At 69.8% G+C, this 24,427-nt stretch carries 20 protein-coding genes; 8 read left to right on the forward strand and 12 right to left on the reverse strand.

The features are described 5' to 3' along the window. Positions 1-64: 64 nt before the first annotated feature. The 7 genes from J2X46_RS22800 to J2X46_RS22830 all read right to left on the reverse strand — a co-directional run bounded on the left by J2X46_RS22800 (position 65) and on the right by J2X46_RS22830 (position 10,256). Positions 65-1,804 carry a BCCT family transporter gene (locus J2X46_RS22800; protein WP_310254665.1) on the reverse strand — a complete coding sequence of 580 codons (1,740 nt, stop codon included), beginning with the start codon at positions 1,802-1,804 and terminating at the stop codon, positions 65-67. 151 nt (positions 1,805-1,955) lie between these two features. Beyond that, positions 1,956-2,945 (reverse strand): ABC transporter substrate-binding protein, encoded by a 990-nt coding sequence (locus J2X46_RS22805; protein ID WP_310254667.1) that lies wholly within the window; start codon positions 2,943-2,945, stop codon positions 1,956-1,958. Positions 2,946-2,992: 47 nt separating this feature from the next. Then, a complete protein-coding gene (locus J2X46_RS22810; protein WP_310254668.1) occupies positions 2,993-5,092 on the reverse strand; it encodes an ABC transporter permease subunit in 2,100 nt (699 codons plus the stop codon). Continuing rightward, positions 5,089-6,114 (reverse strand): glycine betaine/L-proline ABC transporter ATP-binding protein, encoded by a 1,026-nt coding sequence (locus J2X46_RS22815; protein WP_310254671.1) that lies wholly within the window; start codon positions 6,112-6,114, stop codon positions 5,089-5,091. The genes J2X46_RS22810 and J2X46_RS22815 overlap by 4 nt, the downstream gene beginning before the upstream one ends. Beyond that, a complete protein-coding gene (betA, locus tag J2X46_RS22820) occupies positions 6,111-7,850 on the reverse strand; it encodes a choline dehydrogenase (RefSeq protein ID WP_310254673.1) in 1,740 nt (579 codons plus the stop codon). The genes J2X46_RS22815 and betA overlap by 4 nt, the downstream gene beginning before the upstream one ends. 3 nt (positions 7,851-7,853) lie before the next feature. Next, complete coding sequence (locus J2X46_RS22825) at positions 7,854-9,341, reverse strand: aldehyde dehydrogenase family protein (protein WP_310254675.1); 1,488 nt, start codon at positions 9,339-9,341, stop codon at positions 7,854-7,856. A gap of 141 nt (positions 9,342-9,482) precedes the next feature. Continuing rightward, entirely contained in the window at positions 9,483-10,256 is a 774-nt protein-coding gene (locus tag J2X46_RS22830) for an IclR family transcriptional regulator (protein ID WP_310254678.1), read from the reverse strand. 85 nt (positions 10,257-10,341) lie between these two features. Between J2X46_RS22830 and purU the strand changes: the two genes are divergently transcribed. Next, positions 10,342-11,190: a formyltetrahydrofolate deformylase gene (gene purU, locus J2X46_RS22835; protein WP_310254679.1), complete on the forward strand. Its 849-nt coding sequence runs from the start codon at positions 10,342-10,344 to the stop codon at positions 11,188-11,190. A gap of 51 nt (positions 11,191-11,241) precedes the next feature. Next, positions 11,242-12,921 (forward strand): formate--tetrahydrofolate ligase, encoded by a 1,680-nt coding sequence (locus J2X46_RS22840; protein ID WP_310254680.1) that lies wholly within the window; start codon positions 11,242-11,244, stop codon positions 12,919-12,921. Positions 12,922-13,389: 468 nt separating this feature from the next. Here the strand turns inward: J2X46_RS22840 and J2X46_RS22845 are convergent, their stop codons facing one another. After that, on the reverse strand, positions 13,390-14,919 hold the full coding sequence (locus J2X46_RS22845; RefSeq protein WP_310254681.1) for a trimethylamine methyltransferase family protein: 1,530 nt from the start codon (positions 14,917-14,919) through the stop codon (positions 13,390-13,392). Between the two features lie 64 nt (positions 14,920-14,983). Between J2X46_RS22845 and J2X46_RS22850 the strand changes: the two genes are divergently transcribed. The 5 genes from J2X46_RS22850 to J2X46_RS22870 all read left to right on the forward strand — a co-directional run bounded on the left by J2X46_RS22850 (position 14,984) and on the right by J2X46_RS22870 (position 19,966). Further along, positions 14,984-15,778 carry an IclR family transcriptional regulator gene (locus J2X46_RS22850; RefSeq protein WP_310254682.1) on the forward strand — a complete coding sequence of 265 codons (795 nt, stop codon included), beginning with the start codon at positions 14,984-14,986 and terminating at the stop codon, positions 15,776-15,778. After that, positions 15,775-16,440, forward strand: coding sequence for a corrinoid protein (locus J2X46_RS22855; protein ID WP_310254684.1), 666 nt, complete (start codon positions 15,775-15,777; stop codon positions 16,438-16,440). The genes J2X46_RS22850 and J2X46_RS22855 overlap by 4 nt, the downstream gene beginning before the upstream one ends. Further along, the gene (locus tag J2X46_RS22860; RefSeq protein WP_310254686.1) at positions 16,437-17,318 is read left to right on the forward strand and encodes a dihydropteroate synthase; all 882 of its coding nucleotides are present in this window, start codon (positions 16,437-16,439) and stop codon (positions 17,316-17,318) included. The genes J2X46_RS22855 and J2X46_RS22860 overlap by 4 nt, the downstream gene beginning before the upstream one ends. Before the next feature lie 64 nt (positions 17,319-17,382). Then, positions 17,383-19,371, forward strand: a complete 1,989-nt coding sequence (locus tag J2X46_RS22865) for an ASKHA domain-containing protein (RefSeq protein WP_310254687.1) — start codon at positions 17,383-17,385, stop codon at positions 19,369-19,371. Next, entirely contained in the window at positions 19,304-19,966 is a 663-nt protein-coding gene (locus tag J2X46_RS22870) for a DUF1638 domain-containing protein (protein WP_310254688.1), read from the forward strand. The genes J2X46_RS22865 and J2X46_RS22870 overlap by 68 nt, the downstream gene beginning before the upstream one ends. Before the next feature lie 15 nt (positions 19,967-19,981). On the opposite strand, the gene J2X46_RS22875 is transcribed toward J2X46_RS22870, so the two are convergent. The 3 genes from J2X46_RS22875 to rplJ form a co-directional block, all read right to left on the reverse strand. Beyond that, positions 19,982-20,827: a methylenetetrahydrofolate reductase gene (locus tag J2X46_RS22875; protein ID WP_310254690.1), complete on the reverse strand. Its 846-nt coding sequence runs from the start codon at positions 20,825-20,827 to the stop codon at positions 19,982-19,984. 158 nt (positions 20,828-20,985) lie between these two features. Continuing rightward, complete coding sequence (gene rplL / locus J2X46_RS22880; protein ID WP_268109737.1) at positions 20,986-21,381, reverse strand: 50S ribosomal protein L7/L12; 396 nt, start codon at positions 21,379-21,381, stop codon at positions 20,986-20,988. A 79-nt stretch (positions 21,382-21,460) separates the two neighbouring features. After that, a complete protein-coding gene (gene rplJ / locus J2X46_RS22885) occupies positions 21,461-22,129 on the reverse strand; it encodes a 50S ribosomal protein L10 (RefSeq protein WP_310254693.1) in 669 nt (222 codons plus the stop codon). Positions 22,130-22,427: 298 nt separating this feature from the next. Between rplJ and J2X46_RS22890 the strand changes: the two genes are divergently transcribed. Beyond that, on the forward strand, positions 22,428-23,417 hold the full coding sequence (locus J2X46_RS22890) for a DnaB-like helicase C-terminal domain-containing protein (protein WP_310254695.1): 990 nt from the start codon (positions 22,428-22,430) through the stop codon (positions 23,415-23,417). Positions 23,418-23,452: 35 nt separating this feature from the next. On the opposite strand, the gene J2X46_RS22895 is transcribed toward J2X46_RS22890, so the two are convergent. Then, positions 23,453-24,325 (reverse strand): hypothetical protein, encoded by an 873-nt coding sequence (locus J2X46_RS22895; RefSeq protein ID WP_310254697.1) that lies wholly within the window; start codon positions 24,323-24,325, stop codon positions 23,453-23,455. Positions 24,326-24,427: the final 102 nt, after the last annotated feature.

Here is a 24,427-nt window from a genome sequence, read left to right on the forward strand (position 1 = left end):
CATGTAGAAATGTACGACGGCGCCCCCGGCGGCTGTCAAGCAACCCGGGGCGCCGCCGGACGGATCACGTCCTGCTGATCGGGCGGCCCTCCGCGTCGAGCTCGGGCATCGGCTCGCCGGTGACCTCCTCGGGGTCCGCCCCGAGGGCAGCGAGGGCCACGGTGTGGTGCTCCATCGAGTCGTACTGCTGCGCGTGCATGACCGCCTTGCGGACCCGCGACGGCAGGGTCGACTCGTAGGGCTCGGCGCGCAGCGACATCATCAGCGAGACACACATCGCGCAGATGACCAGCATGAACGGCCCGGCCACGATGATCACCAGTGTCTGCAACGCCCCGAGCCCTCCGGAGAACAGCAGCACGCCCGCGACGGCACCCTGGGCGACACCCCAGAAGATGATCAGCCAGCGCATCGGCTCCTCCTTGCCGTGCTGGCTGAGCATCCCCATCACGATCGAGGCCGAGTCGGCGCCGGTGATGAAGAAGATCGCCACCAGGAAGACCGCGAGGACGACCGTGATGCTCGAGAGCGGGTACTCGCGCAACGTGGTGAAGAGCGCACTCTCGGTGCCCTCGTCGACGAGCACCGCGCCGAGGTCCTTGGCGCCGGAGAGCTGCAGGTCGAAGGCCGCGCCCGCCAGGATCGAGAACCAGACGAACGACACGACGCTCGGCACCAGGATCACGTAGATGACGAACTGCCGGATCGTGCGGCCCTTGGAGATGCGCGCGATGAACATGCCGACGAAGGGCGTCCACGAGATCCACCAGGCCCAGTAGAAGATCGTCCAGGCGCTGAGGAACTCGCTGCCACCGAAGGCTCCTGTGCGGAACGCCATCGTCGGCAGGTGGGTCAGGTAGCCGCCGAGCGACTCGGTGAAGGTGCTCAGGATGAAGACCGTAGGTCCGACGACGAAGAGGAAGAAGACCAGCAGCACGGCCGCGATCGCGTTGGCGTTGGAGAGGAACTGGACGCCCTTCTCGATGCCGGTCACGGCCGAGAGCACGAAGCAGGTGGTCAGCACCGCGATCACGATGACGGTGAGCCACTTGGACTTGCCGCTGCCGAAGACGTCGTCGAGGCCGCCGGTGATCTGCAGCGCGCCGAGGCCGAGCGAGGTGGCCGAGCCGAAGAGCGTCGCGAAGATCGCGATCACGTCGATCCCCTTGCCCCAGCCGCCCTTCTCGCGACCCTTCAGCAGCGGCCCGAAGGCGCCCGAGACCAGGTTGCCCGTGCCCTTGCGGTAGGCGAAGTAGCCGATCGCCAGGCCGATGACGGCGTACATCGACCAGGGGTGGAAGCCCCAGTGGAAGAAGGCGTACTCCATCGCCACGCGGGCGCTGTCCGGGGTCGACGGGTCGCCCCGACCGGGCGGGATGCTGCTCGCGTCGGTCGCGGTGAGGTACGTCAGCGGCTCGGCCACGCCCCAGAACATCAGGCCGATGCCCATGCCGGTCGCGAACATCATGGAGACCCACGAGAACGTGGAGAACTCCGGCTCCGAGTCGTCGGGGCCGAGCTTGATGTTGCCGTAGCGCGTGACGGCGAGGTAGCCCGAGAACAGCAGGAACATCGCACTGACCAGGATGAACAGCCAGCCGAAGGACTTCTCCAGCCAGGCGAGCGTGTCTCCCGTCACGGTGCCCATCCCCGAGGAGTCGACGGTCCCCCACACCAGGAAGGCCACGGCGACCGCGGCGGCGACCCCGAAGGTCACCTTGTCGAGCGGGAAGTGCCCCTCGCCCTCGAGGGGTGGAGGCACGACGTGCTCACGGTTGGTGCCGAGCGGGTCCTTGACTGCCATGACGCCCTACCGATCCTGTTGCGCTTGGCGCAACATAGTGCGTGATTTGCAACACAGGTAACGGGTAGAGTGCTCCGCCCCCGGGCGGGTGTCAAGGAACGTCCGGGGGCGGGCACGGTCACACCGATCACTCAGCGTGTCGCCCGAGGGCTCAGCCGAGCCAGGCGTCCACCTTGTCCTGGTTCTCCTCGACCCACTTGGCCGCGGCGTCCTCGGGGGTCATCCCGTCGGCGGCGATGTAGCCCGCGACGACGTTCTGGTCCTCGTTGGTCCAGGTGAAGTTCTTGACCAGCGAGACGGCCGTGGAGTCCGAGGCCGCCCAGTCCGTGCCGACGATCTTCTTCAGCTCGGTCTCGGGGTAGTCGCAGGCGACCTTCTGCGGGTCGTCCTGGCAGCCGTCGGTGTACGGCGGCAGGGCCACCCGCTGCATCGCCACCTCGGCGTTGAAGTACTGCGGCTCGTACCAGTAGCCGATGACCCACTCCTTGTTCTTCTCCGCCTTGCGGAACGCCTCGATGGAGGCGGCCTCGCTCCCGGAGAAGACGACCTTGAAGTCGAGGTCGAGGTTGGACACGATCGCCTCGTCGAACTGGACGTAGGACGGGTCGGCGCCGAGGAACTGGCCCTGGCCGCCGGACTCCGAGGTCGCGAACTCCGAGGCGTACTTGTTGAGGTTCTTGTAGTCGAGGATGTCGGGGTGCTCCTCGGCGAGCCACGGCGGGACGAACCAGCCGATGATGCCGACGTTGCCCTGCGGCCCGAAGTCCTCGGCGGTGCCGTCGCCCTGGTCGGCGAAGAACTTCTTCTCCAGGTCGGGGTGGCCCCAGTCCTCGATCACCACGTCGACCTCACCGGTGCCGAAGCCCTGCCAGGAGACGTCCTCCTTCAGGTCCTTGTAGTTCACCGTGCACCCGAGCTGCTCCTGGGCGACGGTGCCGACGACGTAGGCGCTGGCCTGGTAGCCGACCCACGGGTTGACGGCCATGTTGAGCTCGCCGCACTCCCCGCCGCTCGCAGCGGCCTGCTCCTCGTTGGCCTTGGTCTCCTCCTCGATGGATCCACCCCCGCAGGCGGTCAGCGCCATGACGGCGACGGTGGCGAGGGCCCCGAGGCGGGCCACTCGGCTCTGGGTGTTGCGCATGGTGCTGCTCCTTCTGGTGATGGGCTGTGATGGTGTGACGGGTGCTGCTACTTGCCGGGCGGCCCGATGGGCAGCCGGATGTTGAAGGCACGGCGGGTGCCGGGACCGTCGTCACGACGTACGTCGGCGGCGGCGCGGGTGATCCGGTCGAGCATCACGCCGAGCAGCACGATGGTCAGGCCGCCCGCGGCGCCCTTGCCCCACTCCTCGCTCCGGGAGATGCCGAGGACGACGTCGTACCCGAGGGCGCCGGCGCCGACCAGGCCGCCGATGACGACCATGGCCAGGACGTAGAGCAGGCCCTGGTTGGTGGCCAGCACGAGCGAGCCCTTGGCCATCGGCAGCTGGACCTTGGTGATCTCCTGCCACTTGGTCTGGCCGGTCGAGCGGCCCGCCTCGATGGTGGTGGGCGAGACGCCCTTGACTCCGTCGGCGACGAGCTTGATGGCGGCAGGGGCGGCGTACACGATGCCCGCGACGATCGCGGTGAAGCGTGAGGGCCCGAAGAGCGCCAGCACCGGGATCAGGTAGACGAAGGGCGGGATCGTCTGGCCCGCATCGAGCAGTGGCCGGATGCCGAGGTCGACGCGGCGGTCGCGTGCCATCCACACGCCGAAGACCAGGGCCAGCACCATGACCAGGACGGTGCCGACGAGCGCCATGTTGAGGGTGATCATCGCGTCGTGCCACAGGTCGAGGTACCAGATCCCCGCCAGGCAGACAGCAGTGGTCGCCAACGCCCGGACCCCGCCGAAGACGAGGGCCAGGCCCAGGATCCCCAGGGCGGCGAGCCACCACGGCGACTCGGCCAGCAGGGACTGCATCGGGTTGAGGAACCAGTCGGTGATGTGGTCCTTGAACCAGCCGGCCACTCCGCCGAACACGTCGACGATGGCGTTCATGGCGCTGTCCGCGCCGTCGGAGACCTTGCCGCCGATCGTGTACTCCGGGAACCGGGCCAGGCTGAGCTCGAGCCGGGAGAGGTAGACCGCCACCAGGGCGGCCACGCCGGAGACGGCGAGCGCGATCCGGCGCACCCGGAGGTTGCCGCCACCTCCACGGGCGACCTTCTCCGACCGCTCGCTCGCTGCGGTCGTCGTCCGGTCGAGCATCACGGCCATCACCACGATCAGCACGCCGGGCACGAAGGCGCCGCCGAAGTCGTTCGCGACGAGCGCGTTGAGCACCGGCTTCCCCAGGCCCGGGCCGTTGATGTACGACGCGATGGTGGCCATCGACAAGGCGGCCAGCGTCGTCTGGTTGAGGCCGACGATGATCGTCTTGCGTGCCATCGGGATCTGCACCTTGAGCAGGCGCTGCCAGTAGGTCTGGCCCGCAGAGTCGGTCGCCTCGATCGTGGTGGCGGACACCTCGCGGATGCCGAAGCCGGCGATCCGCACCAACGGCGGCACGGCATAGATGAGGGTCGCGACGACAGCTCCGCCCACACCGATGCCGAAGAACAGCACCACCGGCACGAGGTAGACGAACGTCGGCATCGTCTGCATGAAGTCGAGCACGATGGTGATCACCCGGTTGGCTTGCGTGTTGGTCCCGGAGAGGACCGCGAGCGGCATGCCCACGATCAGCGTGATGAGGACCGCCATGCCGGTGACGATGAGCAGGTCGAGCGAGTCCTGCCAGTAGCCGAAGACGCCGAAGGAGAGGAAGGACAGCAGCACGAGGAGGGCGATGCGCCAGCTCGCGATCGCGAAGCCGACCCACGTGGCGACGGCGACCACGCCGAGCCAACCGATCTCGGGGACGGGCCGCGGCAGGTTGGGGCGGACCAGCATCCGCTGCGCCCAGTCGAAGAAGTTGCGCAGCAGCTCGGAGATCGAGTTGGTGAACTGCATGACCGGGTTGGTGTCGCGGCTGGCGAGCAGCGTGTTGTTGAAGTCGGTGAAGGACTGGTGCAGGTCAGTGTGCTCGCGACCCGGCAGCGCCAGGGTGTTGGTGCCCTTGGTGAAGGCCCACACGATGATCCAGACGACGATGACGCCCAGCGCGGGCACCCAGCGGCTGATGCCCGACTCCTCGACGACCGGCGGCGCCGCGCCCGGCTCGACCGGCCGCTTCTCCTTCGTCGCGACAGTGCTGTGGATCTCGTCGCGGTTCGCCATCGGCGGCCCGCCGGCGTAGCTCACGACTCCTCCTCGGCCACGACCACGCGCATGATGTCCTCCTCGTCCACCACGCCGAGGAGCGTGTCGCCGTCGACGACCCGGATCGGTGCGTCCGAGGCGATCGCGGCGCGCGCCGCCTGGCGTACGACCGTGGTGACCGGGAGCGTCGGACCGTCCATCGCCTCGCCGGGGCGCGGGTCGCGCATCACCCACTTCAGCGTCAGCACGTGCGCCTTGGGCACCTCGGAGACGAAGTCCTTGACGTAGTCGTCGGCCGGCTTGGCCACCACCTCGTCGGGCGTGCCGATCTGCACGATCGCGCCGTCGCGCAGGATCATGATCCGGTCGCCGAGCTTGAGCGCCTCGGCGAGGTCGTGGGTGATGAAGACCATCGTCTTGCCGAGCTCGCTGTGCAGACGGATGACCTCGTTCTGCATGTCACGGCGGATCAGCGGGTCGAGCGCGGAGAACGGCTCGTCGAAGAGCAGCATCTCGGGGTCGCCGGCGAGCGCCCGCGCCAGGCCGACGCGCTGCTGCATGCCGCCTGAGAGCTGGTCGGGGTAGGACCGCTCGTAGCCCGCGAGGCCGACCAGGTCGACGATCTCGGCGGCCTTCTCGCGCCGCTCCTTCTTCGCGACGCCGCGCACCTCGAGGCCGTACGCCACGTTGTCGATCACCTGGCGGTGCGGCAGCAAGCCGAAGTGCTGGAACACCATCGACACCTGCCTGCGGCGTACGTCGCGCAGCTCGGCCGCCGACGCGGTCGTGATGTCGACGCCACCGAGCGTCACCGATCCGCTGGTCGGCTCGATCAGCCGCGTGAGGAGCCGGACGAGCGTGGACTTGCCCGAGCCGGAGAGGCCCATGACGACGAAGACCTCGCCGGGTGCGACCTCGAAGGACACGTCCTTCACACCCACGACGTTGCCGGTCTTGGCCTTGAGGTCGGCGCGCGAGAGCTCGGCGTCGGGCGTGCCGATGATCTTGTCGGAGCGCGGGCCGAAGATCTTCCAGAGACTGTCGACGGACAGGGCTGCGGTCATGCGGACTCCTCGGGGGTGGAGGTCCCGGCGTTGCGGGGGTCGCCGGGCGGGTAGAGCGGCATGCCGTGACGGTGCCGGTAGAACGGCACGTCGGCGGGAGGAAGCGGGGAGTTACCCAAGATGAGGTCGGCGGCCTTCTCGGCGACCATCATCACGGGGGCGTAGATGTTGCCGTTGGTGACGTACGGGAAGACGCTCGCGTCGACGACGCGCAGGCCCTCGGTGCCGTGGACCTTCATGCTCGTCGGGTCGACGACGGACATCTCGTCGGTGCCCATCTTGGCCGTGCACGAGGGGTGCAGCGCGGTCTCGGAGTCCTTGCGGACCCACTCGAGGATCTCCTCGTCGGTCTCGACCGCCGGTCCCGGTGAGATCTCCCCGCCGTTGAACGGTGCCATCGCCGGCTGGTTGAGGATGTCGCGCGCGACGCGCACCGCCTCGATCCACTCGCGCTTGTCGTTGGCGGTCGAGAGGTAGTTGAAGAGCATCTTCGGCTTCTGCTTCGGATCGGTCGAGGCGATCCGCACCCAGCCGCGGGTGTCGGCGTACATCGGCCCGATGTGCACCTGGTAGCCGTGGGCGTACTTGTCCTGGCCGGGCGCGGGCGAGCCGTCGTAGCGGATCGCGATCGGCAGGAAGTGGAACATCAGGTTGGGCCAGTCGACGTCCTCGTTGGACCGCGCGAAGCCGCCGCCCTCGAAGTGGTTCGACGCCGCCGTGCCGGTGCGCCTGAACAGCCACTCGAGCCCGACGAGCGGGCGGTTGCGCCACTTCAGGCCCTCGACGATCGAGACCGGCTGGAGCGAGGAGTACTGGATGTAGACCTCGAGGTGGTCCTGGAGGTTCTCCCCCACGCCCGGCAGGTCGTGCACCATCTCCACGCCGAGCGGGCGGAGGTGCTCGGGGTTGCCGATCCCCGAGAGCTGGAGCAGCTGCGGCGAGTTGATCGCACCCCCACAGAGGATCACCTCGCCCGCAGCCACCGATTCGTGCCTGCGCCCGGCGCGCAGGTAGTCCACCCCGACGGCGCGCTTCCCCTCGAACCGGATCGACGTTGCGTGCGCGAAGGTCTCGACGGTGAGGTTCTTGCGGCCCATCACGGGGTGGAGGTAGGCGCGCGCGGCCGACATCCGCACGCCGTTGACGATGTTGCGGTCGAAGCGGCCGAAGCCCTCCTGGCGGTAGCCGTTGACGTCGTCGGTCAGGTGATAGCCGGCCTGCGTCGCGGACTCGAAGAAGGCGCTGAAGAGCGGGTTGGTCGCCGGGCTCCGCTCGAGCTTGAGGGGACCCGAGCCGCCACGCCATGCGTCGGCGCCGACCATGCCGTCGGGCAGGATCAGCGACTCCATGCGGCGGAAGTACGGCAGGCAGTGGAGGTAGTCCCACGACTCCATCCCCGGCTCGGCGGCCCAGCGCTCGTAGTCCATCGGGTTGCCGCGCTGGAAGATCATGCCGTTGATCGACGAGGAGCCGCCGAGCACCTTGCCGCGCGCGTGGTAGACCCGGCGACCGCCCATCGCGGGCTCCGGCTCGGACTCGTACTTCCAGTCGTAGAGCGGGTTCCCGATCGGGAACGGCAGCGCGGCTGGTGCGTGGATCAGCGGGTCGAAGCGGTCGGTGCGACCGGCCTCGAGCACCAGCACGCTGGTGGACGGGTCGGCGGAGAGCCGGTTCGCGAGCGCGCAGCCGGCAGACCCCCCACCCACGATGACGACGTCGTACCGGCTCGTTGCCATGGCCTACTCCGGCGTCCCGGGCGAGAACCAGTGCTGGACCACCGGTCGGATGTTGTGCCACACGTGCTTGGTCTCGCGGTACTCCTCGAGCCCGGCCTCACCGAGCTCGCGGCCGATGCCGGACTGCTTGTAGCCGCCCCACTCCGCCTGGGGGACGTAGGGGTGGTAGTCGTTGATCCACACGGTGCCCATCCGCAGCCGGGCCGCGACCCGCTCGGCCCGGCCCGCGTCGCGGGTCCAGACCGCGCCGGCCAGGCCGTAGATGCTGTCGTTGGCGATGGTGACGGCCTCGTCCTCGCTGGTGAAGGTCTCGACCGTCAGCACCGGCCCGAACGACTCGTCCTGGGCCACCGACATGTCGCTGGAGCAGCCGTCGAGGATCGTCGGGAGGTAGTAGAAGCCGTCGGCGAGCGCGGGGTCCTCGGGACGGGAACCGCCGCACCGGAGCACGGCGCCCTCGGCGAGACCGCGGGCGACGTACGCCTCCACCTTGTCGCGGTGCGCGGCACTGGTGAGCGGGCCGGTCTCGGCCGTGTCGTCGAAGGGGCCGCCGAGGCGGATGTCGCCGGCCCGAGCGACGAGCTGGTCGACGAACTCGTCGTGGATCGACTCCTCGACGAGCAGCCGGGCGCCGGCCGAGCACACCTGGCCGGAGTGCAGGAAGACCGCGGTGAGGGCGAGGTCGAGGGCGACCTCGAGGTCGGCGTCGGCGAAGACGATGTTGGGGTTCTTGCCACCCAGCTCGAGGGCGACCTTCTTCACCGTCCCGGATGCTGCGGCCATGAGGGCCTTGCCGGTCTGGAGCCCGCCGGTGAAGGAGATCAGGTCGACCCTCGGGTCGGTGGCCAGCGGCGCACCTGCCGAGGCGCCGGCGCCGAGGACGAGGTTCGCGACACCGGCCGGGAGCCCGGCCTCCTCGAGGACCTTCATCAGGTGGATCGCGGAGTGCGGGGTCAGCTCGCTGGGCTTCAGCACGAACGTGTTGCCCGCGGCGAGGCAGGGCCCGACCTTCCAGGCCACCTGGAGGAGCGGGTAGTTCCACGGCGTCACGAGCCCGCAGACGCCGACCGGCTCGTGCACGATCTTGCTGACCACGTCGGGGTTGCCGGTGTCGACGACGCGGCCGGCCTCCTCGGCGGCGACGCGGCCGTAGTGGCGGAACACCGAGACCACGTCGGCGACGTCGTACTGGCTCTCGACGAACCGCTTGCCGGTGTCGAGCGACTCCATCCGCGCCACCTCGTCGGCGTCGCGCTCGAGGAGATCGGCGACGCGGAGCAGCAGGTCGCCCCGCTCGCGGCTCGGCGTCGTGGGCCACGGTCCGGCATGGAAGGCACGGTGTGCGGCCGCGATCGCGAGGTCGGTGTCGGAGGCGTCCGCCTCGTCGACAACGGCGACCAGGCTGCCGTCCGCCGGGCACCGGATCTCGCGCGTGCCACCGGCGCGCGCGGCCACCCACGCCCCGTCGACGTACAGCACAGGTTCAGGCACAGAAGACCTCTCGGCAGATTCAGTCTGTTGCGTATGTCGCAACCGGGTGCTCCGAGCGCAACCGGCCTGACCCTCCGAAGGATGCTGCCGCCTCCGGTGCCCGTCAAGGTTTTCCCTGTTACGGTCCGGTCAACGATGCGGTCAGCGGTGCCCCCAGCCGAGCCGGTGGGACACCTCGGCGGCGGCCGCGACGGTCAGTGCGACGACGTGGTCGAGGCGGTCGGCGTTGAGCCGGAAGGTCGGGCCGGAGACGCTCATCGAGGCCACCACGTCGCCGTGCGCGTTGCGCACCGGAGCGGCGACAGCCGTGAGCCCGACCTCGAGCTCGTCGATCGCGAGCGCGTGGCCCTGCTCGCGGACCCGGGCCAGCTCCTCACGCAGCTTGGCCCGCCGGGTGATCGTGTGCTCGGTGTAGTTCGACAGGGTGCCGAGCGCCTTGTCGAGCTGGTGGTCGTCCAGACCACTCAGCAGCACCTTGCCGTTGCTGGTGGCGTGCAGCGGGATGTGCTGGCCGACCCAGTTGTGCGGCTGGAGGGCGGAGGACCCGGCGACCTGGTCGAGGTAGAGCGCCGACCCGTCGGACAGCACCGCCACGTTGACGGTCTCGCCGGTGTCCGCGGCGAGCTGGCGACAGATCGGGCGCGCCTCCTGCACCAGGTCGAGCCGGGCCGTGGTGGCGCCCGCCAGGCGCAGGATCCCGACCCCGAGGCGGTAGCGCCCGCGGTCGCCGGTCTGCTCCACCAGGCGATGCGACTCGAGGGTGGCGACCAGGCGGAAGGCGGTGCTCTTGTGCACGCCGAGCTCGGCCGCGATCTCGGTGACCCCGCCCTCGCCGGTGCGCGCCAGGACCTCCAGGATGCTGAGTGCCCGGTCGACGGACTGGACCCCGCCACCGGCCTCGACCGCGTTGCGCATGGCGCGACACTAGCGCACAACGTGTTGCGTATCGCAGACTGCGTTTCGTCAAGCGCAACGCAGCGGTCCCAGTGAAGGAGCACCCGTGGGCGACTTCGTCCTCATCCTCTCGTGTCCCGACCGTCCCGGCATCGTGCATGCCGTGTCGGGGTTCCTGGTCGAGCACGGTGGCAACATCGTGGAGAGCCAGCAGTTCGGGGACAGCCTGACCGACCGGTTCTTCATGCGCATCGGCTTCACCACCGAGGACGGCCATGACGCCGGCTCGCTGCACGCCGACTTCGACGCCGTGGCCCAGCGCTTCGGCATGGAGTACGAGCTGTGGGCCGCGGCCGCGCCCTACCGGACGCTGATCATGGTCTCCAAGCACCTGCACTGCCTCAACGACCTGCTCTTCCGGGCCAGCACCGGTGCGCTCCAGGTGGAGATCCCGGTGGTGGTGTCCAACCACACCGACGCCGAGCCCCTCGTGAAGTCGTACGGCCTGGACTTCCTCCACCTCCCGGTCACGCCCGACACCAAGGCCGACGCCGAGAAGCGGCTGCTCGAGGTGGTCGAGGAGACCGGCACGCACCTGGTCGTGCTCGCGCGCTACATGCAGGTGCTGTCCGACGACCTGTGCCGCCAGCTCTCGGGCCGGGCGATCAACATCCACCACTCGTTCCTGCCGAGCTTCAAGGGCGCCCGCCCCTACCACCAGGCCTTCGACCGCGGCGTGAAGCTCGTCGGCGCGACCGCGCACTACGTGACCGCCGACCTCGACGAGGGGCCGATCATCGAGCAGGACGTGATGCGGGTCGACCACACCTACCAGCAGGACCAGCTCGTCGCGGCCGGACGCGACGTCGAGGCGCAGGTGCTCTCGCGGGCCGTGCGCTGGCACACGCAGTCGCGCGTGCTGCTCAACGGCGAACGGACCGTCGTCTTCCGGTAGGCGACGCAGACAACGGCGCACACATCGGCCACGAGGAGAGGGACCCACCACATGCTGTCCGACATCGAGATCGCCAACGCGGCCGTGCTGCGTCCCATCCGCGAGGTCGCGGAGCAGACGCTCGGCATCCCGGAGGAGAGCCTGGTCCCCTACGGCCACTACAAGGCCAAGGTGGACCTGGGCTACGTCGCCTCGCTGGCGGACCGACCACTCGGACGGCTGGTGCTGGTGACCGCGCTGTCCCCCACCCCGCCCGGCGAGGGCAAGACGACGACCACCGTCGGCCTCACCGACGCGCTCCACGGCCTGGGCCACCGAAGCATGGCGTGCCTGCGCGAGCCCTCGATGGGCCCGGTGTTCGGCATGAAGGGTGGCGCGGCCGGCGGCGGGTACGCCCAGGTCGTGCCGATGACCGACATCAACCTGGCCTTCACCGGTGACTTCAACGCGATCGCGGCCGCCAACAACCTGCTGGCCGCGCTCATCGACAACCACGTCCACCACGGCAACGAGCTCGACATCGACGTGCGCAGCGTGACCTGGAAGCGCGTCGTGGACATGAACGACCGCGCGCTGCGCCAGATCACCGTCGCCCTCGGCGGCCACGCCAACGGCTTCCCGCGCGAGGACGGCTTCGACATCGTCGTCGCCTCCGAGCTGATGGCGATCTTCTGCCTCACCGAGTCGTGGGGCGACCTCAAGAAGCGCATCGGCGACATCGTCATCGGCTACAACCGCGCCATGGAGCCGGTGACCGCCCGCGAGCTCAACGCCGACGGCGCGATGGCCGTCCTCCTGCGCGACGCGCTGGCCCCCAACCTGGTGCAGACCCTCGAGGGCGCACCGGCGTTCGTGCACGGCGGCCCGTTCGCCAACATCGCCCACGGCTGCAGCTCGGTCGTGGCCACCCGCACCGGCCTGCGGCTCGCCGACATCGTCGTCACGGAGGCGGGCTTCGGCGCCGACCTGGGCGCGGAGAAGTTCGTCGACATCAAGTGCCGCAAGTCCGGGCTGCGCCCCGACGTCGCAGTGGTCGTGGCGACCGTGCGCGCCCTGAAGTACCACGGCGGCGTCGCGCTCGCCGACCTCGGCACCGAGGACCTCGCCGCGGTCGAGGCCGGCATGGTCAACCTCCGCCGCCACCTCGACAACATCCGCAACGTGTACGGCATCCCCTGCGTGGTCGCCGTCAACCGCTTCCCCACCGACACCGACCTCGAGGTCGCCAAGGTCGTCGAGCTCGTCGGCGCCGAGGGCGTGCGGGCCTTCCCGGCGACCCACTTCGCCGACGGCGGCATCGGGGCCCAGGACCTCGCCAAGGGTGTCCTCGCCGTCCTCGACGAGCCGTCGTCGTACGACTTCTCGTTCACGTACGACGACGAGCTCCCGCTCACCGAGAAGGTCGAGGCGATCGCCACCCGGCTCTACGACGCCGGGATCGTGACCTGGGACGCCAAGGCCCGCCGGCGGCTGGCGCGCATCGAGAAGGACGGCTACGGCGGGCTGCCGGTCTGTGTCGCCAAGACGCAGTACTCCTTCTCGACCGACCCCGCCAGCCTCGGCGCACCGTCAGGCCACGAGCTGCACGTCCGCGAGGTGAGGCTCTCGGCGGGAGCCGGGTTCGTCGTGGTCGTATGCGGCGACATGATGACGATGCCCGGCCTCCCCCGCGACCCCTCCGCCGGCCGGATCGACCTCCTCGACGACGGCACGATCCTCGGCCTCAGCTGACCGGGCACTTCCTCCCCGTCAGAGCCAACGACCGGGCACTTCGTGCCCGTGAGCGTCGGGCATGCTCCGCTGTCGTGATCCGGCGAGGACCGCGTCCGCCTCCCGGGCGCGGACCACGACACCCTCTGGTCACTGGCAGCGCGTCATGACCCAGGCAACGTGAGGCTCCCCGACCTCGATCGCCTCACCGACCGTGAGGACTGAACCGCCGCTGCCCAGCCGGATGAAATTCCACCCGCACGCGTGGAAGTTCATGCCCCACGGGGCCGTCGTACGCTCAGGCCCCGATGAAGTTCCACCCGCACGCGTGGAAGTTCAGGCCCCACGGGGCCGTCGTACGCTCAGGCCCCGATGAAGTTCCACCCGCACGCGTGGAAGTTCAGGCCCCACAGAGCCGTCGTACGCTCAGGCCCCGATGAACTTCCACCCGCACGCGTGGAAGTTCATCGGGGCTGGCCGGGCGATGGGTCAGTCGCCGAGCTCCGCGCGGCGCCGGGTGACGTACTCCTCGAGCTCCTGGCGGATCGCGTCGTCGAGCGGCGGCGCCTCGAAGTCCTCGAGCTTCTCCTTGTAGATCTCGCCGGCGCGGGTGGCGGTGTCCTTGGCCCCGTTGCGCATCCAGCGCTCGTAGTTGTCGCTGGAGTTGAGGAACGGCCGGTAGAAGCAGGTCCGGAACCGCTCCATGGTGTGCATCGCGCCGAGGAAGTGGCCGCCGTGCCCGACCTCCTGGTGGGCGTCGAAGGCGAGCGACGCCTCGTCGATCTCCATCGGGGTGAACTCGTGCTGGAGCATCTCGACGATCTGGGCGTCGATCACGAACTTCTCGAAGCCGGCGACGAGGCCGCCCTCGAGCCAGCCGGCGGAGTGCATCACCCAGTTGGCGCCGGCGAGGAAGGTCGGCATGAGGGTCATCAGCGCCTCGTAGCCGGCCTGCGCGTCGGGCACCTGCGAGGAGGTCAGGCCGCCACCGGTGCGGAAGGGCAGGTTGAAGTGGCGGGCGATCTGCCCGGTGCAGAGCAGGCCGATGCCCGATTCCGGGGTGCCGAAGGTCGGCGAGCCCGACTGCATGTCGATGTTGGTGAGGAATGAGCCGAAGACGACCGGGGCGCCGGGCCGGATCAGCTGCGAGAGCGCGATCCCGGACAGGGCCTCGGTGATCTGCTGCACGAGGGCGGCCGGGATCGTCACCGGCGACATCGCGCCCATCATGATGAACGGCGTCAGGACGACCGGCTGGTTGGCCGAGGTGTACTCGAACTGCGCCTCGAGCATCCGGTCGTCCCAGCGGAGCGGGCTGTTGCAGTTGATCAGCGAGATCAGCGCCGGGGTCTCCTCGATGGCCTCGCGGGAGCCGAAGAGGATCTCGGTCATCCGGATCGTGTCGGCAGCGTTGACCCCCGAGACGACGTTGCCCATGTAGATCTTGTCGGTCAGCGTCTGCAGCGCGTAGACCATGTCGAGGTGGCGGCTGTCGAGCGGGGTGTCGTTGGGCTCGGTGACCACACCGCCGGCCGAGTCGAGCACGGAGAAGCTCTGCGCCAGCCGCGCGAAGTCGCGGAAGTCGTTCATCGTGCCGTCGCGGCGGACGTCGCCCTCGCGGACGAACGGCGGACCGTAGACCGCGCCGAAGGCCATCGAGTCACCGCCGATGTGCACGTTGTTCTCGGGGTTGCGGGCCTGGAGGTCGAACTCGGCCGGCGCCTTGGCGACCTGCTCGAGCACGAAGTCGGGGTCGAGGAAGACCGCGTTGCCCTCGACCTTCTGGCCGGCCTTGCGGAACAGGTCGAGCGCGCGCTCGTCCATGAACTCCACGCCGATCTCGGACATCAGTCGGCGCCACCCCCTGTCCAGGGTCGCCATGGCGTCCTCGGACAGCACCTCGTAGCGCGGCATCGTGTTGCGGAACACGGGTCCTCCTGTGTCGGTCTCGGCTTCAGCCTGTGGCTGCTTCGGCATCGCTGACGCTTGACCGTGGCGACCCGCGGCTTCTAGCCTCATGATGTGGAACCACGGTTCCACATCATGGAACCCCTTGGGAACCCCTCCGGCGAAGGAGTCACGCGTGGGCGACGCAGCCACCGGCACGCGCGCCCTCGACCGCGCCGCGGACCTGATCGCGACGGTCGTCCACGCCGACGAGCCGATGAGCTTCGCCGACCTCCAGGACGCCAGCGGGCTGGCCAAGTCCACGACGTCGCGGATGCTCACCGCGCTCGAGCGCACCGGGCTGCTCGAGCGCGACGCCTCAGGCTCCTACGTCGCCGGCCGCCTCTTCTGGCTGTACGCCGCCCGCCACGACCCGTGGGAGGAGCTGGTCCGCCTCGCCCGACCGGCGATGGAGGCCATCGGCGAGGCGACCGGGGAGACGGTCCACCTGAGCGTGAGCCGCGGCGAGCGCGTCGTACAGGTGGCGCAGGTCGACTCCCGCTACCTCCTCGGCACCCGCGACTGGACCGAGATCGAGGTGCCGGCCCACTGCTCCGCGCTCGGCAAGGTGTTCTACGCCTGGCACGCCCTCGACGTCCCCGACGGCGACCTCGAGCGGCCCACGCCGCAGACGCTGGCCGACACCGCCGCCCTCCAGCGCGACTGCGTCCGCACCCGCGAGCGCGGCTGGGCGATCACCGCCGACGAGCTCGAGATCGGGCTCACCGGCGTCGCCGTACCCGTGCAGGGCGGCCGGGGCGACGTGGTCGCCGCACTCGGGGTCTCCGGACCCACCCCACGCCTGGAGGACCGGCTCGACGAGCTCGGCCGCAGCCTCCTGGACCACGCCACCGCGCTCTCGGCCCTGCTGCGCGGACCGGCACCCCACAAGCCCCGAAGCATCGCCCGAGCACAGGAGGTGGTCGCATGACACCCGAGGAGATCCTGCAAGCCCTCTACGACGAGACGCTCGTCGGCAACGCACCCCGCGTGCTCGAGCTGACCGAGGAGGGGCTGGCGGGCTCGATGGAGCCGCAGACGCTCCTCTTCGACGCGCTCATCCCCTCGCTCGAGGAGGTCGGCGCGCGGTTCGAGCGCGGTGACTTCTTCGTGCCGGAGATGCTGATCGCGGGCCGCGCGATGGCCGGCGCGATGGAGCGGCTGCGCCCCCTGCTCGCCGAGACCGGCGTGCAGACCATCGGCAAGTTCGTGATGGGCACGGTCAAGGGCGACGTCCACGACATCGGCAAGAACCTCGTCAACATCATGCTCGAGGGCGCCGGCTTCGAGGTCATCGACCTCGGCGTCCAGGTCGCGCCCGAGAAGTTCGTCGCGGCCATCGACGAGCACCAGCCCGACATCGTCGGCTTCTCGGCGTTCCTGACGACCACGATGCCGATGTTCAAGGCCAACATGAACGCGCTCGAGAAGGCCGGCATCCGCGACAGCGTGATCGTGATGGTGGGCGGTGCCCCCGTCACCCAGGAGTACGCCGACGCGGTGGGCGCGGACGGCTACGCCGCCGACGCCTCGCAGACGGTCAAGCGCGCCAAGAGCCTGCTCCAGGAGAAGCGGGCGAGGGTCTCCGCATGACGACCGCCCCTCCCCTGAGCACGGTCCTGCGCTCGGCGAGCAAGGAGGTGGTGATCGGTCACGAGCACCGCTTCTGCCTCATCGGCGAGCGGATCAACCCGACCGGGCGCCGGATCTTCCAGGAGCAGCTGCGCGAGGGCGACTTCTCCGCCATCGAGCGCGACGTCAAGGCGCAGGTCGAGGGTGGCGCCGACGTGCTCGACGTCAACATGGGTGTCCCGCTGACCGACGAGCCCGAGCTGCTCGCCACGGCCGTGAAGATGGTCCAGGGCCTCACCGACCTGCCGATCTGCATCGACTCCTCCGTGGTCGAGGCGCTCGAGGCCGGACTCGCCGCCTACGAGGGCCGCGCGCTGGTCAACTCCGTCACCGCCGAGGACGACCGGCTCGCGTTGATCCTCCCGCTGGTGAAGAAGTACGACGCCGCGATCATCGCGCTGCCCAACGACCACGACGAGATCCCGATGGAGGCCGACAAGCGCGTCGACCTGACCCGCAAGATCGTCCAGGTCGCCACGCAGGAGTACGGCATCGCGCAGGCCGACATCGTGATCGACCCGCTGGCCATGCCGATCGGCGCCGACACGACGACCTCGCTGGTGACCTTCGAGGTGATGCGGCGCATCCGCGACGAGTTCGGGGTCAACATGACCTGCGGCGCGTCCAACGTCAGCTTCGGCATGCCCGACCGCCACACCCTCAACGCCACGTGGCTGCCGATGGCGATGACCTCGGGCCTGACCAGCGCGATCATGGACACCCGCACGCCAGCGATCGTCGAGGCGGTCAAGGCCGCCGACGTCTTCCTCGGGCACGACGACTGGGGCATGGCGTGGATCTCGGCGCACCGCGCCAAGCAGGCGGCGGCCGCTCCGTGACCGCACCCCACGACGTCCTTCTCCCCCGCTCCGCTCCCCCGAACGACGTCGCGGGGACCCCGCAATGACCCAACCGCCCGACGGCCCGGACTTCTCGCTCGCGAACATCGCCCGCGAGGGCCTCATCGAGAGGCCCGGGGCCGAGCCCGCCACGCACGACGGCACCGGACGGGTCGACCTCGCGTTCACGGTGGCCGGCCGCTCCGAGGACGGTTCGGAGCTGCCACCCACCGAGCGCGGCGTACGTGTCCCGCCCGGGGTCACCGTGTTCGACGCGGCGTCGTGGAACGGCATCGCCATCGACTCCACGTGCGGCGGCCACGGCACCTGCCACAAGTGCAAGGTGCGCGTCACCTCCGCCGTCGAGCTCCCGGTCACCCGCCACGACGCGCGCACGTTCACCCAGTCGCAGCTCGACGACGGCTGGCGGCTGGGGTGCCTGGTGCAGGCGACGCGGGACCTCGCCGTCGAGGTGCCACCGCTGACCACCCGCCCGAAGGCGGCCACGGTCGGCATCGGACGGCAGGTCATCCTGCGCCCGGCGGTGCAGAAGCGCTACGTCGAGCTCGACGAGCCCACGCTGTCCGACCAGCGCACCGACCTCGCGCGCCTGACCGACGCGATCGACGACCTCGAGCTGACCGCCGACGTCCACGCCCTCCGGCGCCTCGGCACCGTGCTCCGCCAGTCCGACTTCAAGGTGACCGCCGTCGTCGTCGACGAGGACCTCGTCGACGTCGAGCCCGGCGACACCACCGCGACGAGGTACGCCATCGCCTTCGACCTCGGTACGACGACGGTCGTCGGCACGCTCCTCGACGTCGGCACCGGCACCCCGGTCGCCGTGGCCTCGGCCCTCAACCGCCAGCAGCCGTTCGGCGGCGACGTGATCACCCGGATCAGCGCCACGATGATGGACGACCAGGCGCTCGACCGCCTCCGCGAGGCCGCGGGCGCCACGCTGGCCGAGCTCGCGACGCGGGTCTGCCGCGAGGCCGGCGTCGACCCGACGCATGTCTACGAGGTCGCGGTCGCCGGCAACGCCACCATGACGTCGTTGGTGCTGGGCCTCGACCCCGAGCCGCTCGGGGTGGCGCCCTTCGTGATGCCGGTCGCGCAGCCGCCGACCGTGCTCGCCTCCGACGTCGGGCTCACCCTGCACCCGCAGGCGCGGGCGTTCTTCTTCCCCGCCCTGGGCGCCTACGTCGGTGGCGACATCGTGGCCGGGATGCTCGCGACCGGCATGGACCGCGACAAGCGGGTCCGCCTCTTCATCGACGTCGGCACCAACTGCGAGATCGTGCTGAGCGACGGCGAGCGCATCGTCTCGACCGCCGCGCCCGCCGGCCCGGCGTTCGAGGGCGGCGCCATCCGCTGCGGCATGCGCGCCGCCGACGGTGCGATCGAGGTGATCAAGGTCGACCCGCAGGCGGGTGCCGACGAGCCGGCGGTGACCCTCGGCGTGATCGGCGACGTCGAGCCGAAGGGCCTCTGCGGCTCGGGCCTGGTCGACGCGGTCTCCGAGCTGGTCCGGGTCGGGCTGCTCGACGGCACCGGCCGCCTGGTCCCCGACGAGGCGGCCAAGGAGGTCGCGCCCGCGCTGGCCGACCGGATGGCCCGCATCGGCGAGGAGCGCGTCTTCATCCTGCACCGCCCCACGCCCGACGCCGAGCCCACCGAGTGCGTCTACCTCTCCCAGCGCGACGTGCGCGAGCTCCAGTTCGCCAAGGCCGCGATCTCCACGGGCTGGTCGCTGCTGCTCGAGGAGCTCGGGCTCGAGCACCGCGACGTCCAGCAGGTGCTCCTCGCCGGGTCGTTCGGCAGCTACCTCTCCCCCGCCTCCGCCGTCCGGATCGGGCTGGTGCCCAAGCTCCCCGTGCTGCGCATCGTCGCCGCCGGCAACGTCGCCGGCGAGGGCGCGAAGATGGCGCTCCTGTCGGTGCGCGAGCGGGCCGGCGCGCTGGCCCTGCTGGAGGAGGTGACCTATGTCGAGCTCTCCGACCGCCCCGACTTCAACGACGCCTTCGTCGAGCAGCTCGCCTTCGGCGGGTGACGTCACCGACCGGGTCGCGCTGATCGCCTGCGGCGCCCTCGCCCAGCCGGCCGCCAGCGTCGTCCAGCGCCACGACTGGCCGGTCGATGTGCACCCCCTCCCGCCGCTCCTGCACAACCACCCCGAACGGATCGCCGACGAGGTACGCACGCTCGCCGAGCGCTTGCGGACGTCGTACTCACGCGTGGTGATCGGCTACGCCGACTGCGGCACGTACGGCGCCCTCGACGGCGTCTGCGCCGACCTCGGCCTCGAGCGGCTGCCCGGCCTGCACTGCTACGACCTGTACGCCGGCCCCGAGCGCCTCGAGCGGATCTTCGACGCCCAGCCGGGCACCTACGTGCTCACCGACTTCCTGGCCCGCTCGTTCGCGCGCACGGTGCTCCAGGAGCTCGGCCTCGACCGCTACCCCGAGCTGCGCGACACCTACTTCGGCCACTACACGCGCGTGGTGTGGCTGGCCCAGCAGCCCGACGACGAGCTGCGCGCGATGGCCGAGCAGGCGGCTGCCAGCATCGGCCTGCCGCTCACCGTCGTCGAGACCGGCGACAGCGGCCTCGACCGCGCCCTCGCCAACCTCGTCGCGACGGCGTAGCCCGGACGGCAGCCGCTAGGACTGCAGCCGCTGCAGCATGTCGGTGCGCCAGGCCTCGGTCTCGGCGATCTGGTTGAACGTGAAGACGTGGAGCCCCTCCACGAGAGCGCCCTCCTCGCCGAGCGCCGGCGCGCACTTCTCCAGGAAGCTCTCGCCGGTGAACCCACCGGGAGCCGCGAGCCGGGCGAAGAGGCCCTTGTTCTTGGCCAGGAAGCGGGTCGACTCCCCCACGCCGATCTTGGTCGCCATGCCGAGCAGCTTGGCGCGCTCGACCGGGCCGGGCAGGCCGAGGAGCAGCGGCATGGTCACGCCACGAGCGCGCAGCCGTCGTACCCAGTCGCGAACCACGGCCGGGTCGAAGGTCAGGTTGCTGACGATGTGCGTGGCGTAGCGACGCTTGTCCCACATCGACTGCACCGTGAGGTCGTCGTGGATCGTCGGGTGCGACTCGGGGTAGCCGGTGATGCCGACGTGGGGGAACGGGGAGCCCAGCTCCTTCAGGTCCTCCAACAGGGCGAGCGCGTCGGGGTAGTCCCCCACCGCCTCGGCGTCGCCGCCGGGCACGAAGATGCTCCCGATGCCCTTGCCGAGGAGCCGCTGGGTGATCTCCTCGAGCTCGGTGCGCCCGGACACCATCCGCGCCGCCACGTGGGGTACGACGGTGTAGCCGTGGCCGGCGAGCCGTTCGGCGAGGTCGAACGTGGACTCCAGGCCCTTCGACGGGGAGGCCGTCACGGTGACGGCGACCTCGCGCGGGACGTGCGCGAGGACCTTGTCCTCGGTCGAGGCGGTGGGCAGGACCTCGTAGCGTGCGTTCTCCAGCAACCGGGTGAGGGTCGACGCCTTGGGCTTGTTGCGCATGGAGCAACTCATTTCGTGATGCGCATCAGGATGAGCACGACTCTAATGCCTGCGCACCCCCCACGAACAGACCCCGGGAGCATGACGAAGGGCGGCCACCCGCTCGGGGTGACCGCCCTTCGGCAGTTGCTGCGATGCAGCGAGGAGCTAGCGGATCGTCACTTGACGGTGACGGTGGCGCCGGCGGCCTCGAGGGCCTCCTTGGCCTTGTCCGCGGCCTCCTTGGTGGCGTTCTCGAGGATCGTCTTGGGGGCGGCCTCGACGAGGTCCTTGGCCTCCTTCAGACCGAGGGAGGTCAGGGCGCGCACCTCCTTGATGACATTGATCTTCTTGTCGCCGGCGGCCTCGAGGACGACCTCGAAGTCGTCCTTGTCCTCGGCGGCAGCGGCGTCGCCACCGGCGGCGCCACCGGCGGCCGGGGCGGCGGCCACGGCGACGGGAGCGGCGGCGGTCACGCCGAAGGTGTCCTCGAACTGCTTGACGAACTCGGAGAGCTCGATCAGGGTCATCTCCTTGAACGCGTCAAGGAGCTCGTCGGTGCTGAGCTTCGCCATGGTGGCGGTTCCTTCCGTGTGTGGCACGAGCGCGGTGGTGCGTCGTGCCGGGTTTCAGGTGGTGTACGTCGGCCCGGTGTCAGGCGTCGGTGGACTCGGCGGCCGGCTCGGCAGCCTCGTCGGTCGCCTCGGGCTCGTCGGCCGCGGGGGCCTCCTCGACCGGGGCGTCCTCGGCGGGAGCAGCCGACCCAGTGTCTGATTCCTGGGAAGCACCACCTGCGAGGATCGTGGGGTCCTGCTCGGCCTTGGCCTGCAGCGCACCCGCGAGACGGGCGGCCTGGGCGATCGGCGCGTTGAGCAGGTAGACGGCCTGGGAGAGGCTCGCGAGCATCGCGCCCGCCAGCTTGCCCATCAGCACCTCGCGCGACTCGAGATCGGCCAGCTTGGCCACCTCAGACGCGTCGAGCGGCTTGCCGTCCAGGACTCCACCCTTGATCACAAGGGCGGGGTTGGCCTTGGCAAAGTCACGCAGACCCTTGGCGGCCTCGACCACGTCTCCACTGATGAAGGCGATGGCGGTGGGGCCGGTCAGCAGGTCGTCGAAGCCTTCGATGCCCACCTCGGAGGCGGCGATCTTGGCCAGCGTGTTCTTGACCACGGCGTAGTTGGCGTTCTCGCCGAGGGAGCGCCGCAGATCCTGCAGCTGCTTCACGGTGAGCCCGCGGTACTCGGTCAGCACAGCGCCGGCGGAGTCGTTGAAGGAATCAACGATCTCTGCAACGGCGGCAGTCTTCTCTGGCCGCGCCATGGGTCTCCTTCCGGGGTTGACCACCGGCGTCGGGCCCACAGACGACGAACGCCCTGAGCACAGGCTCAGGGCGTGGATGCGGCGAGTGCCGCTGCTCTGTCACCTGCGCCGGCCGCCCGCTGCTGCGGACCTTCGGTCACGGGCGTGGAGCTCGTGACAACCTGCGGTCTCTGGTTTCGAGAAGGAACAGTACGCGCTCGCCGCGGACCGGCCAAATCGGGAGGGAGCGGTCCATCCCACAGCGGCCAAACCACGCATTCGCCTGCCGTGGAGGCCCAACACTGGTTCCATGGTGGGCGTGGATCACCAGCTCACGACCGTCGGGGCCTCTCTGGCCCGGAGCGACGAACGCATGCTCACCGGGCGCAACGCGGCCGGGCGGGTCTGGAAGACCGGCTTCGCCGGCCTGGACCCGCTCATCGGCGGCGGCATGCGCGCCGGCTCGCTGCTCCTGCTCGCCGGCCCCCAGGGCCTCGGCAAGTCGACCTTCGCGCTGCAGATGGCGCGCAACAACGCGGCCACGGGGCGCCCCGTCCTCTACTTCTCCTACGAGCACGACGCCGAGGACATCACCCAGAAGCTCATCGCCATGGAGGCCGGCGAGCTCGACGAGTCCGACCAGGTGCGGGTCAACAGCATCCGCTCGATCTTCGACGACCTGTGGGTGAGCTCGCTCGAGCACCGCCTCGAGTCGATCCCCTCGGGCATCGACGCGCTCAAGCGGGTCGAGCACTACTCCGAGCACCTCTTCGTGCACCGCTCGACCGGCACCCGGACCGACCTGGCGGCGATCCAGGCCACCATCGAGTCCGTCCGCCAGGCGACCGGCACGATGCCGCTCGTGGTCGTCGACTACCTCCAGAAGGTGAAGTCGCAGCACACCGACGAGCAGCTGCGCTCGACCGAGATCGTCGAGGGCCTCAAGGACCTCGCCATCGACATCAGTGCCCCGGTCCTGGCGATCGCCGCGGCCGAGAAGGACGCCCTGCGCAGCGGCAAGCGGATGCGCGCCAGCGACCTGCGCGGCTCGAGCGCCCTGGCCTACGAGGCCGACGTGGTGATGGTGCTCAACAACAAGTACGACATCGTCGCGCGCCACCACCTGACGTACGACCTCACGAACGCCGAGCGGTTCAAGGACTTCGCGGTGCTCACCATCGAGAAGAACCGCTTCGGTCGTGACGGCGTGACGCTGCAGTTCCGCACGCGCTTCGACCAGGGTCGCTACGACCCCGAGGGCTTCGAGGTCAAGGAGCAGCTGATCGACGAGCGGGTCTTCCGCGAGTGACCCGCCCGCCGATCACGGCGTGAGCAGTACGACGCTCAGGCAGCGCCGCCGAACATGTCCTCGGTGACCTGGTTGGCCGGCGGCGCCTCGATCTCGACGTCGGTGCCGAAGTCGGTGTAGGTGCCCTCACTGGTGGTCGTGGTGGCCTTGCCACCGGCCACCGACGGCACGTCGAGGGTCTGGGAGAACTTGCGCGGCAGGTTGTCGCCGTCGACCCACATCTCGGTCACCAGCTCCTTGGGGAGCATGTCGGCCATCGCGGCGGGGAACTCCATCGCGTCGAGGTACTTCTTCGGGTCCATGGTGATCCGGTAGTGGTTGGTCTCCACCCCGTCGACCTCCTCGGAGCCGAGGAGCTCGAGCTTCTTCGGCGCCTCCATGGACTTGAACATGACCTCCGGGTCGGTGGCCTTGCCGATCATCCCGAAGAGCGAGTTCGGGTCGCTCAGGTCGACCTTCAGCCACTTGTCACCGGTGCCGAGGTCGGGCGACTTCAGGTACATCGCCTGGTCGATCAGGATCAGCTCCATCTGCTGACCGCCGGTGCTGGAGGCCTTCATCTCGATGCCGTCGTCGCCGAAGCGGGCCTGGCCCTCCATCGTCTGCGACTGGCCGCCCGAGCCGGACACGGTCTGGAAGTTGAAGGTCTCCGCCTCCTTCATCGCGTCCATGACCGAGGGGTAGAAGCCGGCGCCGTCGAGCTCGGTCAGCGCCTCGGCCTCCTCGGTCCCGTCGTCGGTCGACGCGGAGCTGTCGTCACTGCTGCTGTCGTCACTGCTGCTGTCGTCGGAGGCGGAGCTCGAGGAGTCGGACCCGGACGAGTCGTCGTTGCAGGCCGTGACACCGACCCCGACGCTCAGGACGAGGGCGACGGAGCCGAGTCGGCGGGCGAGGGACGTGACGCGCATGGAGTCTCCTGATGCGTTCGGGTTCGAAGCGGGCTGCGGGCCCTTCCTACCCGATGCTTCCACAGCGAAACGGTCGTTCCGGGCGAAATGCGGAACGGCCCG

It is taken from the genome of Nocardioides sp. BE266, assembly GCF_031457855.1.
Classification (GTDB): Bacteria; Actinomycetota; Actinomycetes; order Propionibacteriales; family Nocardioidaceae; genus Nocardioides.

What these genes read in the sequence shown, in the direction of transcription:
- J2X46_RS22800 (WP_310254665.1), bottom strand. Translation starts at nt 1,804, where the DNA reads ATGGCAGTCAAGGACCCGCTCGGCACCAACCGTGAGCACGTCGTGCCT.
- J2X46_RS22805 (WP_310254667.1), bottom strand. Translation starts at nt 2,945, where the DNA reads ATGCGCAACACCCAGAGCCGAGTGGCCCGCCTCGGGGCCCTCGCCACC.
- J2X46_RS22815 (WP_310254671.1), bottom strand. Translation starts at nt 6,114, where the DNA reads ATGACCGCAGCCCTGTCCGTCGACAGTCTCTGGAAGATCTTCGGCCCG.
- betA (WP_310254673.1), bottom strand. Translation starts at nt 7,850, where the DNA reads ATGGCAACGAGCCGGTACGACGTCGTCATCGTGGGTGGGGGGTCTGCC.
- J2X46_RS22830 (WP_310254678.1), bottom strand. Translation starts at nt 10,256, where the DNA reads ATGCGCAACGCGGTCGAGGCCGGTGGCGGGGTCCAGTCCGTCGACCGG.
- J2X46_RS22840 (WP_310254680.1), top strand. Translation starts at nt 11,242, where the DNA reads ATGCTGTCCGACATCGAGATCGCCAACGCGGCCGTGCTGCGTCCCATC.
- J2X46_RS22845 (WP_310254681.1), bottom strand. Translation starts at nt 14,919, where the DNA reads ATGAGGCTAGAAGCCGCGGGTCGCCACGGTCAAGCGTCAGCGATGCCG.
- J2X46_RS22855 (WP_310254684.1), top strand. Translation starts at nt 15,775, where the DNA reads ATGACACCCGAGGAGATCCTGCAAGCCCTCTACGACGAGACGCTCGTC.
- J2X46_RS22860 (WP_310254686.1), top strand. Translation starts at nt 16,437, where the DNA reads ATGACGACCGCCCCTCCCCTGAGCACGGTCCTGCGCTCGGCGAGCAAG.
- J2X46_RS22865 (WP_310254687.1), top strand. Translation starts at nt 17,383, where the DNA reads ATGACCCAACCGCCCGACGGCCCGGACTTCTCGCTCGCGAACATCGCC.
- J2X46_RS22870 (WP_310254688.1), top strand. Translation starts at nt 19,304, where the DNA reads ATGTCGAGCTCTCCGACCGCCCCGACTTCAACGACGCCTTCGTCGAGC.
- J2X46_RS22875 (WP_310254690.1), bottom strand. Translation starts at nt 20,827, where the DNA reads ATGCGCAACAAGCCCAAGGCGTCGACCCTCACCCGGTTGCTGGAGAAC.
- rplL (WP_268109737.1), bottom strand. Translation starts at nt 21,381, where the DNA reads ATGGCGAAGCTCAGCACCGACGAGCTCCTTGACGCGTTCAAGGAGATG.
- rplJ (WP_310254693.1), bottom strand. Translation starts at nt 22,129, where the DNA reads ATGGCGCGGCCAGAGAAGACTGCCGCCGTTGCAGAGATCGTTGATTCC.
- J2X46_RS22895 (WP_310254697.1), bottom strand. Translation starts at nt 24,325, where the DNA reads ATGCGCGTCACGTCCCTCGCCCGCCGACTCGGCTCCGTCGCCCTCGTC.